Genomic DNA, 13,755 nt, shown 5'->3' on the forward strand with positions numbered 1-13,755 from the left:
AACCCGAACTTGGTTGCGCTAACTGCGTCAAACCCGCCTGTTCATGTCCTGAACGACCGTGGTAAGACGCGCCCAACCGCCGGTTTTCCCGGTACACTGCCCCAAAGGCGCCTCAGGGCCCAAAGCCCCCGCGCCGCCACAGGAGAAGATACACATGACATCTGGACGGGTTAACCCGCAATTCCGCCTCGAGGATCAGGGCATCGAGGGTCTGGGCAATGTCTATTATAACTTCATGGAACCGGCGCTGATCGAAGAAGCGCTGAAGCGCGGCGAAGGTACACTTGGGAATGGCGGTGCCTTTCTGGTCACCACTGGCAAGTTCACCGGTCGATCGCCCAAGGACAAGCACGTCGTCAAAACCAGCAGCGTGGCTGACACTGTCTGGTGGGAAAACAATGCCGAGATGACCCCCGAGGGATTTGACGCCCTCTACCAAGACATGCTGGCCCATATGAAAGGCCGCGACTATTTCGTGCAGGATCTCGTCGGTGGTGCCGATCCGACCTACGCGATCAACGTGCGCATGGTGACCGAGCTTGCCTGGCACAACCTGTTCATCCGTCACCTGCTGCGTCGCCCGGATCGCGAGGATCTGGACGAGTTCACCGCGGACTTCACCATCATCAACTGCCCCAGCTTTCAGGCTGACCCGGCCAAACATAACTGCCGTAGCGAGACGGTTATTGCGCTGAACTTCGACCGCAAGCTGATTCTGATCGGCGGCACCGAATACGCGGGTGAGAACAAGAAATCCGTCTTTACCCTGCTGAACTACATGCTGCCGGAAAAAGGCGTGATGCCGATGCACTGCTCGGCCAACCATGCTGTCGGAAACGCGGTCGATACCGCCGTGTTCTTTGGTCTGTCCGGCACCGGCAAGACAACCCTGTCCGCTGATCCTTCGCGCACGCTGATCGGAGATGACGAGCACGGCTGGTCGGATCGGGGCACCTTCAACTTCGAAGGCGGCTGCTATGCCAAGACCATCAACCTGAACGCCGAAGCCGAGCCGGAAATTTATGCGACCACCTCGAAATTCGGCACCGTGATCGAAAACATGGTCTTTGACCCCGAGACCAAGAAACTGGATTTCGACGACGACTCGCTGACAGCGAACATGCGTTGCGCCTATCCGCTTGAGTATATCTCGAACGCCTCGAAAAGCGCGCTGGGTGGTCATCCGAAGAACATCATCATGCTGACCTGCGATGCCTTTGGTGTACTGCCTCCGATCGCGCGGCTGACGCCTGCACAGGCAATGTATCACTTCCTGTCGGGCTTCACGTCAAAGGTGGCGGGGACCGAGCGTGGCGTTACAGAACCGCAACCCACCTTCTCGACCTGCTTTGGTGCGCCGTTCATGCCGCGTCGCCCGGAAGTCTACGGCAACCTGCTGCGCGACAAGATCGCCCAGCACGGCGCGACCTGCTGGCTGGTCAATACAGGCTGGACCGGTGGCGCCTATGGTGTCGGCAGCCGGATGCCGATTAAGGCCACCCGCGCCCTGCTGACCGCAGCGCTGGATGGTTCACTGCGCGACGCCGAGTTCCGCAAGGACGCCAATTTCGGCTTTGACGTTCCCGTCTCTGTTCCGGGCGTCCCCGAAGTTCTGCTTGACCCGCGTCGGACCTGGGATGATCAGGCCGCATTCGACAAGCAGGCCGAGAAACTGGTGCAGATGTTTGCCGAGAACTTTGAGCAGTATCTGCCGTTCATTGACGACGACATCAAAGCCGTCGCAATCGGATAAACGAAAAAGGGGCCGTCAGGCCCCTTTCTTTTTGCCGATCCGTAGCTTTTTTGCTGTCCGCCGAATACTCATCTTATAGTTGTATGTCGTTAAAAGCACACACAAGTGCGTTGTTTCAAAGTGCGATCTGCGCTAGGCATATTTACTGTTGAGACGAAAAAGCCCGGCACATTCGCGCCGGGCACTGACTGAAAGGACTTTATGGAAGCTCATATGCGCACACTCACAACGCTGGATTGAGCAACCTAATCAGGCTTCTAGTCTAAGTAAACGGGGATGAGTGTCAACATGGGACTGGTTGGTTAGTATTGCGATCAGCGTGGTTCAAATGGTCGCGGACAGGCGGCGGTTGGCACAGAAAACTACAGGTAACACCATGACGGAAATCTCGAAACTCACCGAACTACGCAAATTGATGCAAAGCATGGAGCGGACGCTTGGGCTGGAAAAACTATCTCCGGTTGAGCGCGACATCTATTACGCCGCGGAAGAGCTTTCAAAATCCACTCAGGAAGTGCGTACGTTCGGTTTGATCGAGCATACTTTGGTCCAAAGCATTTCACGCCCAACTTTTTTCCGCGCGCTGAAATCGCTGGTCGAAAAAGGCTATCTTTCGCAAAGCGGCAGCGCCAATCGCGGGCGGTACATCGTTCATGCCCCCAGATGACGCGCCCCGTGCGCGCACGGTGATGTGATCGCAATGCGCGGCTGGGCGACTGACACCCTTGCGGCTTCACTGGCTTATGTGCTGGCGTCGATACTGACCTTCGCCGTGCTGATGCCAATGCAGAACGTGTTTTTTCCGGAATACCCAAGCCGGGCGAGCCTGCTGTTTTTGCCGCATGGCGTGCGGGTCCTGTCGGCCTGGCTGCTGGGGTGGCGTGCGGTATTTGCGTTGCTGCCGGGTGTGTTCATCGTCTTTGCTTATCTGGCGGGAACGGATGTTTTCCTGCCCACCCGCCTGCTGGCAATTGCTGTCGCGGTTCTGACAGTTCCTGCGGTTTTCTATCTGCTCAAGGCTGTCGGATGGGACCTGTTCCCCAACCCGAACCGCAAACCCTGCTGGATTTGCGTTATGGGCGTGGGCATAGCCACATCCATTCTGGTCTCTGGCCTGACCAATCTGGTCTTTGGCAGTGCAACGGTTGAATACATCGCGTTCCTGATCGGCGACATCTCGGGCCTGTTCTTTCTGATGCTGGGTCTCTACTTCGCGTTCCGGTTTGCAGACAGGCGACCGGGCTAGCGCCTTAGCCCAACAGGCCACGCCGCAGCAGGTTCAATCCCGCCACCAGTAAAACGAACAGCGTGGCCTTGCGAAAGCTGGCCTGATCGATGCGATCCTGCAATTTCAAACCAACCCACATGCCAAGCATGGCAGGAAAGATCAGTATTACTGAAAACGGAACCGTTTGCACCCGCAGAAAACCGGACCAGACATGCGCGGCCAGTAACATGACCGCCCCCAATCCATAGATGACTCCCTGAATTCGGATTTGCTCGGCCTTCGGGGTATTCAAAGCCGTCAGATAAGCAACTGTGGGGGGACCCCAGATTCCCGACATGCCACCCACGAACCCGGCGACGCCGCCAACAATAGCCTCAACACCGGTTGATGGATGATGTAGCACCAGCCTGACGCCCAGAACCTGCACAAGGGCGAAGAAGGACACGAATGCGCCGATCAGCAGCAGGAAGACCGAACCGGGCACCAGCGTAACCAGCTGTGCGCTCAGTACCAGAAAAACACCGCCAACGACCAGGAACACCCGAAACCGGCGAATAGAGCTGAGTGCGGCGCTGGCGCCCCCGCGAAAAGCCTGAACGCCATTGGTGACAAGGGTCGGCAGAATAAGCCCTGCTAGGGTCAGATCCGGTGGCAGAAACGAATTCAGGCCAGATACAAACACCATGGGCATGGCAAATCCAACCATGCCCTTGACCCATCCGGCGGCAAAGGCGACGGCGATGGCAAGTAACAGCTCTTGCGGCGACAGAAGGGAAAACAGGTCCATGCCTTCTAGATATCATCTGGATTTTCTTCTGCATTGCAAAAATGATAAGGTAATTTTTGAACTTTCTAGCAGCAAATTGAGTATTTTTGTTGCGCTGCACGTGCAGCATGATATGACCAGACGACCGAGGAAAGGACGCGATTCATGGCCCATGACGGACAGGATATGACCCAAATGACAACTGATGCAGTTTTGCCCGATCTTCTGGATTTAACGCGGGCCGCCGTGCCTGCTGTGGACGCCGTTTTTGAAAAAGCCCGCGCATCCGTGCGTGGCATGGTGACTGCTGAGGGCCGGGTTTCTGGCGCATTGATCGAAGCAAATCAGACCGCCGCGCATGGTCTGGCCTGGCTGGCGACATATTCGCAGTCGCTGCAACAGATGCAGCGCTGGGCAGAAGCGCTGCAAGCCGATGGTAAATTTGGCGAGATCGAGCAGTTGCTGCACCAGATAGCCTTTGGCGAATATCTGCATCAGGTCGCGGGCGGTATTCCGATGAACCAGGGCGAGGTGGTGCGTCTTCAGGATATGGGTCTTGGCTGGGACGCGCTGTCGGGCTTTCAATCGACCGAAGTACAGACCCTGATGGCACGGGCCAATTCTCAGGCCGCACGTAGCCGTCTGGTTGCGCTGATGCAGGATCAGGCCGGAGCTACGATGTTCGGCGCGTCCGGTCTGGATGAAGAGCTTGAGATGATCCGGGACCAGTTCCGCCGCTACGCGCAGGAAAAGGTCGAACCAAACGCGCATGACTGGCACCTGAAGGATGAACTGATTCCGCTGGAAATCATTGAAGAACTGGCGGAAATGGGCGTTTTTGGTCTGACCATCCCCGAGGAGTTCGGTGGGTTTGGCCTGTCCAAAGCGTCGATGTGCGTGGTGTCCGAGGAACTGTCGCGTGGCTATATCGGCGTGGGTTCGCTGGGTACCCGATCCGAGATTGCGGCCGAGTTGATCATCGCGGGCGGCACCGACGCGCAAAAGGCACAGTGGTTGCCAAAGATCGCCAGTGCCGAGATCCTGCCGACCGCCGTTTTCACGGAACCTAACACCGGTTCAGACCTTGGCAGCCTGCGCACGCGCGCGGTCAAGGATGAGAATGGCGATTACAAGATCACCGGCAACAAGACCTGGATCACCCACGCCGCGCGAACCCATGTGATGACCCTGCTGGCGCGGACCAACCCCGACAGCACCGACCACCGCGGCCTGTCCATGTTCCTGGCGGAAAAGACACCGGGCACAGACGAGAACCCCTTCCCAACCCCCGGCATGACCGGTGGCGAGATCGAGGTTCTGGGCTATCGCGGTATGAAGGAATACGAGCTGGGTTTTGACGGCTTCCACGTCAAGGGTGAGAACCTGCTGGGCGGAGAAGAAGGCAAAGGTTTCAAACAGTTGATGGAAACCTTCGAAAGTGCGCGCATCCAGACTGCCGCCCGCGCCATCGGCGTGGCACAGTGTGCGCTGGACATCGCCATGCAATATGCGATCGACCGCAAGCAGTTCGGAAAATCCCTGATCAACTTCCCGCGCGTGTCTGGCAAACTGGCGATGATGGCGGTCGAAATCATGATCGCGCGTCAGCTGACCTACTTCAGCGCATGGGAAAAAGATCACGGCCAGCGCTGTGACCTTGAGGCCGGTATGGCCAAGCTGCTTGGTGCGCGTGTGGCCTGGGCTGCGGCGGATAACGGGTTGCAGATTCATGGCGGTAACGGCTTCGCGCTGGAATACAAGATCAGCCGCGTTCTGTGTGACGCGCGTATTCTTAACATTTTCGAAGGGGCTGCCGAAATTCAGGCACAGGTCATCGCACGACGTCTGCTCGGGTGACCCATTCCGGCAGTCCTGTTTCCCCGACTGGCCCGGCGCTTGCGCCGGGTCTTTTTCCTGTTTTGTACAATCTGTACGCGGTCCGAACCGTGCAGAGTACGTTTTGTACAAAACATACCATCGCCCCTCGCGGCCCGCGTAACGGTCATATCTGACCTGCGTGTTTCAAAACTTCCCCCTTTGATCCCGCCCTTTTCACCGGTACAGCATCAACCGGACACGAGGCGTCGAAATTAACTTTTGGAATACCGCATGACCCGACCTTTCCTTGCCATTTGGGCCGTTCTTGCGGCTCTTGCTCTGGCGGCTTGCACCACGTCTCAGCCGACGGTGAGCCGGAGTGATGTGGACGCGCTGGCGCAGTCGATCCAGGCGCTTGGGCCCAATGTCGATCCGACCGAGGCACAGCAAGCGGCCACGATTGCCTATGCCTATTCGCAGCAGCTGAAGCAGGACTGGAACGTCACCGACCCGGCGATCATCCACAATGCCAAGGTCATCAACGGGTTCCGCGAAAAGGGTCTGTGCAATGACTGGGCCGAAGCGATGACCAAACGCTTGCGGCAGGAAAATTTCCGGACGCTGGACCTGAACTGGGCCACGTCGCCTCCAACCCCGTTTCGCATCATCCACCATTCGGCATCGATCAGCGCCAAGGGGGACACGATGTATGACGGTATCATCCTCGACCCCTGGCGCAACAGCGGTGCCTTGTTCTGGGCGCCGGTGCGCGAGGATACGCGATACAACTGGGCACCTCGGCTGGAAGTGCGCGAGCGGCTTCTGAATGGGTCTTTGCCCTACTGACCCGGTTTCGCCGATAGGGCTGATACGCTAGAACCCTGCCATGACACGCCTGATCCTGACCCTGCCTTTGATGGCCCTGTTTCAATGCGACAGGGATGAATCCGTTGCCGCTTATGGCGCGGCAGACCGGACATGGGCGTTGCAGGAGATCGACGGACAGCCCTTTGCCGCCAGCGCCTTGCTACGGTTCCCAGAAGAGGGCAGGATAACCGGAAATGCCCCCTGCAACGGCTATGACGGTACGCTGAGCGCGCCCTACCCGTGGTTCGAAATTCAGGACCTGAGAGCAACGCGGGCCGCCTGCGCCGGGCTTGAGGCCGAAGGGGTCTATTTCGCCGCCCTTTTGGCCATGACCCAATCCGAAGTGTCGGGCGATGTGCTGATCCTGCGCAATGAAGACGGGCACGAGATGGTGTTCACAGCCGCCGAGTGACCTGATCCACGAACCGCGCGCGCGCCTCGGGCAAAGGGTTATGCCCCAGCGCGGGGGCGACGCGGTGGTTCAGGAAATATCCTGTTGTGCGCAAAGCCTCGGCAATCTCGGCATCCGGCACGGTGCCTTCACCCCGCAGACAGGGCGGCAGCGGCAACATCTTGTCTGCCCATTCCCCGGCCCCTTTGGCACTGACGGCGCGCCCGGTCTTGGGCGACACATAAACCAGCCCCTCGGTCGTGCCGGTCGCGGCGCAGGCGGTCAGGTCAAGGCCGAAGCCAAGCTCGTCCAGCAGCGCCAGCTCCCATCGCAGGTAGGCCAGCGGCCAGATCTCATCCTGTCCCAACAGGTCCATCAACCGCTCGGTCCGGGTATAGAGCGCCGGGTGCGCCTCTCGTTCGGGCAGGCAGAAGGACAAAAGCGACACGACGGCGTTCAGCCCGGACAGGGCCAGCCGCCCGGAAAACGCCGCCGCCGCGCGCGAGCGCAGGGGTTCGACCTGAAAGGTGCCGATATGTTCCTCCAGCCGCGCACGCCACAGCACATCCAGCTGTGCGCCGGGTTGCAGGATCGGTGCGATCTTGCGGCTGGTTCCGCCCCGCACCACACCGGCATGACGCCCGTGGGATTCGGTAAAGACCTCGATAATCGCCGAGGTTTCGCCGTGGCGTCGAGAGGTCAGTAGGATGCCGTGATCGCGCCAGTCCAATTCGGGGTCCTGTCGGTGATTAAGTTGTGGTGTTCCCAGAAAATCGTGAAGGGTTCCGTTCTGCAATGGTTTTGCACATCAAACGCGGAAAGATACGTGAATCGCCTGGTCCGACGGCAGGGGGCTAGTGATCTAAGTGGGACGAAGTGCCAATTCGCTGCGGATGCGCCGAGGTCTACTATTCCCGCTTAGTCGTCCATACCGAGGGTGAAATCGCAGAATTGCGTATATTGCAGGGTCACGTTGCCGTTCGATATTTCAAGCACTCCGTATTGTGGTGCTTCTTTAGCAGGCTTGAAGCTATCCCAATCCCAAGGAGGACGCGGTGCTGGCGCTTGAAACGACAACGCACCCAATGTCGCGAAAGGGATACCACGAACTGTCCCACAGGTAGGCCTATGAACATGCCCCATGAATAAGTGCTTCACGTTTGTATGGCGGCAAACGACATTCAAAAAAGCTTCTTCGTCCTCAAGTCTGATTTCATCTTGTTTAGGCAATCCAAGCGCGAACGGCGGGTGATGCATGAAGATGTAAGCGGGGCGATCGTCATTCCTGCTCAACAGGCTATCCAACCAGCCTCGCCGCACTTCGCAAAATTGGCCTGCGTGGGAGCCAACCTTATGGGTGTCCAAGCAAACCACTGTACCGTCAGCGGTCTCTAGGGCGAATTGGATAAAATCAGGCATCGTGTCTTCGGGCAAAGGAAGATGGGATCTAAATCCACCCCTGTCATCGTTGTTTCCCATCATCGGATAGATATGCAACTTAGACTTGGCGAGGTATCCCGCCAATGCGGTATAGTCACCCTCGATATCATCCCCAACCAAATCTCCGGACAGTATCGCGAAATCAGCGTCAGCGTGATGGGTGTTTGCATGATTGATGGCAGCAGCGAGCCGCGCTCGTGGGTTTAGCCCGTCGATTGTACCTTCATTCTGGAAATGAGGATCGGACATCCAAATGATTTTGGTCATTCTAATCCCTTAAACTTAGATTAAACAATTGTCGCCAGCTTCGGGTACGCTAACTGCAATAGCGAGTAGCTGCCAGTCTTGTATGGAGATTCCAGCCATTCCGCGACGACGGCAGCTTCGCGCGGAACTGGTACAGTTTGCTCTGTATGCAGCATCAGCGACTTGGCCTCAAAGCCGACATGCGTCTGGCCCGCTACTCCAGCCCCTCTTCGCCCAGCAGGTGTCGGCCTTGCCGGTCTTCGACCTCAATCACCCAGAGGTCGGGGTCAAAGCTGCGCTGGCGCTGGATGGCGTGATCCACGTCGCTCTCGGGGCCAGAGGAAAGTTCGACCCATGTGCGTTCGCCGCTCATCAGATCAAAGCTGCGTTGAAAGGCGGTGGCCTGCCCGTCGAGCGTGTTGAGCTTGACCAGAACCGCGCCCGCGGTGTCATCGCCATGGGCCACGACAAAGGCGGGGATTTCCTGAAACCGGAGCCGCGCCAGATAGGCGTGAACCCAGAAATCGGCGGTCAGGCGGGTCATGCGTTGCCGTCTTTGAAATCCAGACCCATTTCCGAATAGCGCTCGGATTCCTCAAGCCAGTTGGGCCGGACTTTCACTTGCAGGAACAGGTGGATCTTGCGGTCGAGGAACTCTTCCAGTTCCGCCCGCGCGGCCTGACTGACGGCCTTGATCGTCTCGCCCTTCTTGCCCAGAACGATGCCCTTGTGGCCGTCGCGCATGACATAGATGACCTGATCGATTCTGGCCGAGCCGTCCTTGCGTTCTTCCCAGTTTTCGGTCTCGACCGTCAGTTGGTAGGGCAGTTCCTGATGCAGGCGCAGGGTCAGCTTCTCGCGCGTCATTTCAGCGGCGATCATGCGCAGGGGCAGATCGGCGATCTGGTCTTCGGGATACAGCCACGGGCCTTCGGGCAATTCGCCCGCCAGCCATTTGCGCAGGTCGTCGACGCCGTGGCCTTTCTCGGCCGAAATCATGAAGGTTTCGGCAAAGGGGTAGCGCGCGTTCAGGTCGCTGGTCAGCGCCAGCAGTTTCTCGGACGGCACCTTGTCGATCTTGTTGATGGCGAGCGCGATGGTGCGGCCCTGCCCGATCTCGGCCAGCCCTTCGAGGATGCGTTCGACCCCTTCGGTGATGCCGCGATGCGCCTCGACCATCAGCACGACGATATCGGCATCGGCGGCCCCGCCCCAAGCGGCGGCGACCATGGCACGGTCCAGACGGCGGCGCGGTTTGAACAGGCCCGGCGTGTCCACAAAGACCAGTTGCGCATCGCCTTCCATCGCAACGCCGCGGATACGGGCGCGGGTGGTCTGCACCTTATGGGTCACGATCGAGACCTTTGCCCCGACCATGCGGTTCAGGAGGGTGGATTTGCCTGCGTTGGGCTCTCCGATCAGGGCAATAAATCCGGCGCGTGTGGTCATGTGTCTGGCAATCCTGTCTGCAACTGCGCCCCCCTATAGCAGAAAGGGGCGGCGGGCCAGAGGGATTTGTCGCATTGCGGCCCTGCGTTTGCGGTGGCAGGACAGGCATAGATGCCCAGCCAGTTCCAGCCCGGCAGCAAATCCTTTCAATGAGGTTTTCATGAAACGTCGCGAGTTTCTTCTTGGAAGCGGTGCTGCCGCCGGTGCGTTCGGGTTGGGCGGATGGTCGCTGGCGGCAGGTGATGCAGCACAGGAGCTGGTGCTGCAACCTGCCAGTTACCGGCTGCGAGAAGGGCTGACCTCAGGGATGGTCAGCCTGTCGCCCGATGCGCCGCCGCCGGTTCTGCATGGGCGGCAGGGCGAGCCTATGCGGCTGAGTGTGCGCAATACGCTGCCGGATTATACCTCGATGCACTGGCACGGGTTGCGCATCCGAAACGAGATGGACGGGGTGCCCTACCTGACCCAGATGCCCATCGGCGAGGGCGAAAGTTTCACCTATGAGTTCACGCCACCGGATGCGGGGACCTACTGGTATCACCCCCATTGCATGACGATGGAGCAGATGGCGCGCGGGCTGACCGGCGTGATGGTGATTGCCGAGCCGGACGAGCCGGGGTTCGACAGCGAACAGGTGATCAATCTGCGGGATTTCCGTCTGGACGAGGATGACGCGTTCTTGCCTGCCTATACGGCGCGGGGTGCGGCGCGGGCGGGCACGTTTGGCACGGTGCAGACCGCCAACTGGCAGAGCACAGCAATTTATGAGCACGCGGCGGGCAGTCTGGTACGGCTGCGGGTGGTCAACACGGACACGACCCGCATCTATAAGCTGCATCCCGAGGGGGCCGAGACCCGGATCATCGCCTGGGACGGGCATCCGGTCGAGATCGACCTGCCGGTGCCAACGGCGGATGAACCGCTGTTGCTGGGCCCCGGTCAACGGGTGGATTTTGCCGTCCGGATGCCCGAGGGCGAAGGGCGGTCGGCGGACCTGATGGCCAAGTTTCCCGGCCAGCCGCACCGCGCCATGGCGCGCTTGCGGGCTAACGGCGCATCAGCGGCGCGCGATCTGCGAGAGCTGCGCCCGCTGCGTGCAAATCCCGTTGTGCGACCTGATCCAAACGGCGCGGAGCTGCATGAGTTCGTCTTTGGCTGGACCCCGGAGGGCGGTGCCCCGAATGACGGGTTCTGCGGCACGCTGGGGTATAGTTTCTGGTCGATCAACCGCAAACCCTGGCCGGGTGATGCAGCGCAGGGCACCGGGCCGCTGGCGGTTCTGGAACAGGGCAATAGTTATGTCCTGCGATTGCGCAACGAGTCGCCCAACCTGCATCCGATCCACCTGCACGGGCTGGCCTTCGTGCCGCTGCGATCCAACCTGCGCACCCTGCCTCCGCTGATGACCGACACGATGCTGCTGTTGAAGGATGAGGTGGCGGACATCGCGCTGGTGGCGGACAACCCCGGCGACTGGGCCTTTCATTGCCATGTGATCGAACATCAGAAAACCGGGCTGACCGGGTTTTTCCGGGTGGAGTGATAAATGAAAGCCGTCGGCCCGACACCGGACCGACGGATAGAACGGATCAGATCACGGGTGACGGCGCAGGATGGGGTTCAGCACGGCAACAAACACGATGCCGTACAAAACGTGGCCGATCAGCGCGACCCATGTGATCCCGACGAAGTTCAGGAACGGCGGCAGACCGGCAAAGGTCGTGACACCTCCGATTGCAAACACCCACAGACCGAATCCATAGATTGCCGAGGCTGCCAACATGTGGACCGGACCCAGTACCTTGACCCAGATTGGCTGGAAAATAAGGAACCAACCCAAAGGATAGGCAATCAGGCCGACAATGTAGAAATGCACGAAGAAGCCCAGAAAAGCGTTGCTGGGCAAACCCAGACTGGACAGCAAACTCTGCGCCAGACCTTCGGGTGACAGGTTGGCCCAGCCGATCCCCGGACTGACAACTTGCCCCCAGAAATCGAAGGCCATGGTTGCCACAAACCCGGCAATGAACAGGAAGCCGATATTGACGAGCGAGAGTTTTGCACGTTGCATTGGATTGCCTTAATACGTTGTTTCCCGAGTGCTTTGACCTGCCGCAGTCTGACGGGTGCCAAAACGACTGATACCCAGATACAGGTCGTCTGTCGTGGCTTCTATAGTCTTCAAGTTAGATTGAAGTTTGTGACAGGCCGAGCTTCAACAGGGATCAGCCGACCCGCTCCAGCAACGCCTTGGCAGCCGCTTGTTCGGCCTGGCGTTTGGAGCCCGCGGTGGCTTGTGCTTCGGTTCCGTCCTGAAGGCGGGCGGCGATGGTGAAGACGGGGGCGTGGTCGGGGCCGCTGCGTTTGACCTCGACATAGCTGGGTGGTTTCTGGCCGCGCGCCTGTGCCCATTCCTGAAGCGCTGTTTTGGCGTCGCGGGCGTCGGCCTCGACCTTGTGGATGCGGTCGCCCCAGAGGGCGAGGATGACATCGCGGGCGGCTTCGAACCCGGCGTCGCGGTAGATGGCGGCAATCACCGCCTCCATCGCGTCGCCCAGCAGCGCCTGTTTGCGGCGCCCACCCGAGAGCATCTCGGACCGGCCCAGTTTCAGCACCGCGCCCAGATCGATCTGGCGGGCGACATCTGCGCAGGCCTCTTTGCGGACCAGAGCGTTGAACCGGGGCGCAAGCTGGCCTTCGGAGGCTTTCTTGTCGGCCTCAAGCAGCGCGGTGGCCATGACAAGTCCCAGCACCCGGTCGCCCAGAAATTCAAGCCGCTGATTGTCGGGCCGGGTCGACGATGAGACCGAGCCGTGGGTCAGCGCACGCACCAGCAGCTCGGGGTTGGCAAATTCATACCCCAAACGCTGCTGGAAGGCCTTTATCTCGGCTGAGAGCTTCAATTGACCGCCTTGAAGAAGCGATCCCCGCGCCAGGTCCAGAAGAACAGCATCGACCGCCCGGCGGACGAGAACATGATCCGGTCGGCACGGCCGATCAGGTTTTCGTAGGGCACATAGCCAACCCCGCCAGCGGATTGTGGCAGGCGGCTGTCAGCCGAGTTGTCGCGGTTGTCGCCCATGAAGAAATAATGGCCCTCGGGCACAGTATAGATGCCGGTATTGTCCGAGCCCTGATTGCCGATATTCAGCACGTCATAGGTGACACCGTTGGGCAGGGTTTCAATCAGGCGCGACTTTTCACAGGCGCCGCCAACGCCAACGGGGCCGTTTTCGCAGCGCGGGCGCAGGCGTTGCGGGCCCTGCGGTTCGGCGATTTCGGTGAATATGCCGTCAGGCTGTTGCGGAACCGGTGTGCCGTTGAGGATGATCTGCCCCTCACGGACCTGAATGCGGTCGCCCGGCAGGCCGATCAGGCGCTTGATATAATCGCGCCCGCTGACCGGGTGGCGGAAGACGATGACATCGCCGCGCACGGGGTCGCCGCCCCAGATGCGGCTGTCGTCATCACCCTGCATCCAGCCGCAGAGATCTTCGGCGTCGATATTCAGACCGACACTGGGGATGATCAGGCTGGGGCATGAGGCGTAGGAATAGCCGTAGGCCATCTTGTTGACGAAGAGGAAATCGCCGATCAGCAGCGTCTGCTTCATCGAACCGGAGGGAATCCAGAACGGTTGAAAGAAGAGTGTCCGGAACACGCCCGCGATCAGCAGGGCATAGACGATGGTCTTGATCGTTTCCCAGACGCCGCTTCCGGTTTTGGCTTCGTCGGCCATACTGCTCTCTCCAGTTCTCTGTGCTTGGCTTCGCTGCTACATGCGGGGGGGATGGGGT

The 13,755-nt window shown here is 59.5% G+C and carries 15 protein-coding genes; 7 read left to right on the forward strand and 8 right to left on the reverse strand.

Going from position 1 to position 13,755, the window contains the following annotated elements; all coding sequences use genetic code 11:
* The first annotated feature begins 154 nt into the window (after positions 1-154).
* The 3 genes from ACR0ES_RS13000 (at position 155) to ACR0ES_RS13010 (ending at position 2,999) form a co-directional block, all read left to right on the forward strand.
* Positions 155-1,753, forward strand: coding sequence for a phosphoenolpyruvate carboxykinase (locus ACR0ES_RS13000; protein ID WP_480832637.1), 1,599 nt, complete (start codon positions 155-157; stop codon positions 1,751-1,753).
* A gap of 376 nt (positions 1,754-2,129) precedes the next feature.
* Positions 2,130-2,420: a hypothetical protein gene (locus tag ACR0ES_RS13005; protein ID WP_209506363.1), complete on the forward strand. Its 291-nt coding sequence runs from the start codon at positions 2,130-2,132 to the stop codon at positions 2,418-2,420.
* A gap of 33 nt (positions 2,421-2,453) precedes the next feature.
* Complete coding sequence (locus tag ACR0ES_RS13010; RefSeq protein ID WP_267364195.1) at positions 2,454-2,999, forward strand: hypothetical protein; 546 nt, start codon at positions 2,454-2,456, stop codon at positions 2,997-2,999.
* Positions 3,000-3,003: 4 nt separating this feature from the next.
* Here the strand turns inward: ACR0ES_RS13010 and ACR0ES_RS13015 are convergent, their stop codons facing one another.
* A complete protein-coding gene (locus ACR0ES_RS13015; RefSeq protein WP_480870917.1) occupies positions 3,004-3,768 on the reverse strand; it encodes a sulfite exporter TauE/SafE family protein in 765 nt (254 codons plus the stop codon).
* Positions 3,769-3,912: 144 nt separating this feature from the next.
* Here ACR0ES_RS13015 and ACR0ES_RS13020 point away from each other — a divergent pair, with 144 nt between their 5' ends.
* The 3 genes from ACR0ES_RS13020 (at position 3,913) to ACR0ES_RS13030 (ending at position 6,844) form a co-directional block, all read left to right on the forward strand.
* Positions 3,913-5,604 carry an acyl-CoA dehydrogenase family protein gene (locus tag ACR0ES_RS13020; RefSeq protein ID WP_480483752.1) on the forward strand — a complete coding sequence of 564 codons (1,692 nt, stop codon included), beginning with the start codon at positions 3,913-3,915 and terminating at the stop codon, positions 5,602-5,604.
* Positions 5,605-5,856: 252 nt separating this feature from the next.
* Positions 5,857-6,411: a hypothetical protein gene (locus ACR0ES_RS13025; RefSeq protein ID WP_480494620.1), complete on the forward strand. Its 555-nt coding sequence runs from the start codon at positions 5,857-5,859 to the stop codon at positions 6,409-6,411.
* Between the two features lie 40 nt (positions 6,412-6,451).
* Positions 6,452-6,844, forward strand: coding sequence for an META domain-containing protein (locus ACR0ES_RS13030; protein WP_480832633.1), 393 nt, complete (start codon positions 6,452-6,454; stop codon positions 6,842-6,844).
* On the opposite strand, the gene recO is transcribed toward ACR0ES_RS13030, so the two are convergent.
* The 4 genes from recO to era form a co-directional block, all read right to left on the reverse strand.
* Positions 6,828-7,553, reverse strand: a complete 726-nt coding sequence (gene recO / locus ACR0ES_RS13035; RefSeq protein ID WP_480832631.1) for a DNA repair protein RecO — start codon at positions 7,551-7,553, stop codon at positions 6,828-6,830. The two genes, ACR0ES_RS13030 and recO, sit on opposite strands and share 17 nt — an antisense overlap.
* Before the next feature lie 188 nt (positions 7,554-7,741).
* On the reverse strand, positions 7,742-8,530 hold the full coding sequence (locus ACR0ES_RS13040) for a metallophosphoesterase (RefSeq protein ID WP_480487131.1): 789 nt from the start codon (positions 8,528-8,530) through the stop codon (positions 7,742-7,744).
* A gap of 193 nt (positions 8,531-8,723) precedes the next feature.
* Entirely contained in the window at positions 8,724-9,053 is a 330-nt protein-coding gene (locus ACR0ES_RS13045; RefSeq protein ID WP_480487133.1) for a DUF1491 family protein, read from the reverse strand.
* The gene (gene era, locus ACR0ES_RS13050; RefSeq protein WP_480473866.1) at positions 9,050-9,958 is read right to left on the reverse strand and encodes a GTPase Era; all 909 of its coding nucleotides are present in this window, start codon (positions 9,956-9,958) and stop codon (positions 9,050-9,052) included. The genes ACR0ES_RS13045 and era overlap by 4 nt, the downstream gene beginning before the upstream one ends.
* A gap of 160 nt (positions 9,959-10,118) precedes the next feature.
* Here era and ACR0ES_RS13055 point away from each other — a divergent pair, with 160 nt between their 5' ends.
* Entirely contained in the window at positions 10,119-11,501 is a 1,383-nt protein-coding gene (locus ACR0ES_RS13055; RefSeq protein WP_480870918.1) for a multicopper oxidase family protein, read from the forward strand.
* A gap of 51 nt (positions 11,502-11,552) precedes the next feature.
* On the opposite strand, the gene ACR0ES_RS13060 is transcribed toward ACR0ES_RS13055, so the two are convergent.
* The 3 genes from ACR0ES_RS13060 to lepB all read right to left on the reverse strand — a co-directional run bounded on the left by ACR0ES_RS13060 (position 11,553) and on the right by lepB (position 13,697).
* Positions 11,553-12,029: a hypothetical protein gene (locus ACR0ES_RS13060; RefSeq protein WP_480483757.1), complete on the reverse strand. Its 477-nt coding sequence runs from the start codon at positions 12,027-12,029 to the stop codon at positions 11,553-11,555.
* Positions 12,030-12,183: 154 nt separating this feature from the next.
* Complete coding sequence (gene rnc / locus ACR0ES_RS13065; RefSeq protein WP_480483758.1) at positions 12,184-12,861, reverse strand: ribonuclease III; 678 nt, start codon at positions 12,859-12,861, stop codon at positions 12,184-12,186.
* Positions 12,858-13,697, reverse strand: a complete 840-nt coding sequence (gene lepB, locus ACR0ES_RS13070; protein WP_480870920.1) for a signal peptidase I — start codon at positions 13,695-13,697, stop codon at positions 12,858-12,860. Before lepB ends, rnc begins: the two co-directional genes overlap by 4 nt.
* Positions 13,698-13,755: the final 58 nt, after the last annotated feature.

This window comes from Ruegeria sp. N7 (assembly GCF_056531345.1).

What these genes read in the sequence shown, in the direction of transcription:
- ACR0ES_RS13000 (WP_480832637.1), top strand. Translation starts at nt 155, where the DNA reads ATGACATCTGGACGGGTTAACCCGCAATTCCGCCTCGAGGATCAGGGC.
- ACR0ES_RS13005 (WP_209506363.1), top strand. Translation starts at nt 2,130, where the DNA reads ATGACGGAAATCTCGAAACTCACCGAACTACGCAAATTGATGCAAAGC.
- ACR0ES_RS13010 (WP_267364195.1), top strand. Translation starts at nt 2,454, where the DNA reads ATGCGCGGCTGGGCGACTGACACCCTTGCGGCTTCACTGGCTTATGTG.
- ACR0ES_RS13015 (WP_480870917.1), bottom strand. Translation starts at nt 3,768, where the DNA reads ATGGACCTGTTTTCCCTTCTGTCGCCGCAAGAGCTGTTACTTGCCATC.
- ACR0ES_RS13020 (WP_480483752.1), top strand. Translation starts at nt 3,913, where the DNA reads ATGGCCCATGACGGACAGGATATGACCCAAATGACAACTGATGCAGTT.
- ACR0ES_RS13025 (WP_480494620.1), top strand. Translation starts at nt 5,857, where the DNA reads ATGACCCGACCTTTCCTTGCCATTTGGGCCGTTCTTGCGGCTCTTGCT.
- ACR0ES_RS13030 (WP_480832633.1), top strand. Translation starts at nt 6,452, where the DNA reads ATGACACGCCTGATCCTGACCCTGCCTTTGATGGCCCTGTTTCAATGC.
- ACR0ES_RS13040 (WP_480487131.1), bottom strand. Translation starts at nt 8,530, where the DNA reads ATGACCAAAATCATTTGGATGTCCGATCCTCATTTCCAGAATGAAGGT.
- ACR0ES_RS13045 (WP_480487133.1), bottom strand. Translation starts at nt 9,053, where the DNA reads ATGACCCGCCTGACCGCCGATTTCTGGGTTCACGCCTATCTGGCGCGG.
- era (WP_480473866.1), bottom strand. Translation starts at nt 9,958, where the DNA reads ATGACCACACGCGCCGGATTTATTGCCCTGATCGGAGAGCCCAACGCA.
- ACR0ES_RS13055 (WP_480870918.1), top strand. Translation starts at nt 10,119, where the DNA reads ATGAAACGTCGCGAGTTTCTTCTTGGAAGCGGTGCTGCCGCCGGTGCG.
- ACR0ES_RS13060 (WP_480483757.1), bottom strand. Translation starts at nt 12,029, where the DNA reads ATGCAACGTGCAAAACTCTCGCTCGTCAATATCGGCTTCCTGTTCATT.
- lepB (WP_480870920.1), bottom strand. Translation starts at nt 13,697, where the DNA reads ATGGCCGACGAAGCCAAAACCGGAAGCGGCGTCTGGGAAACGATCAAG.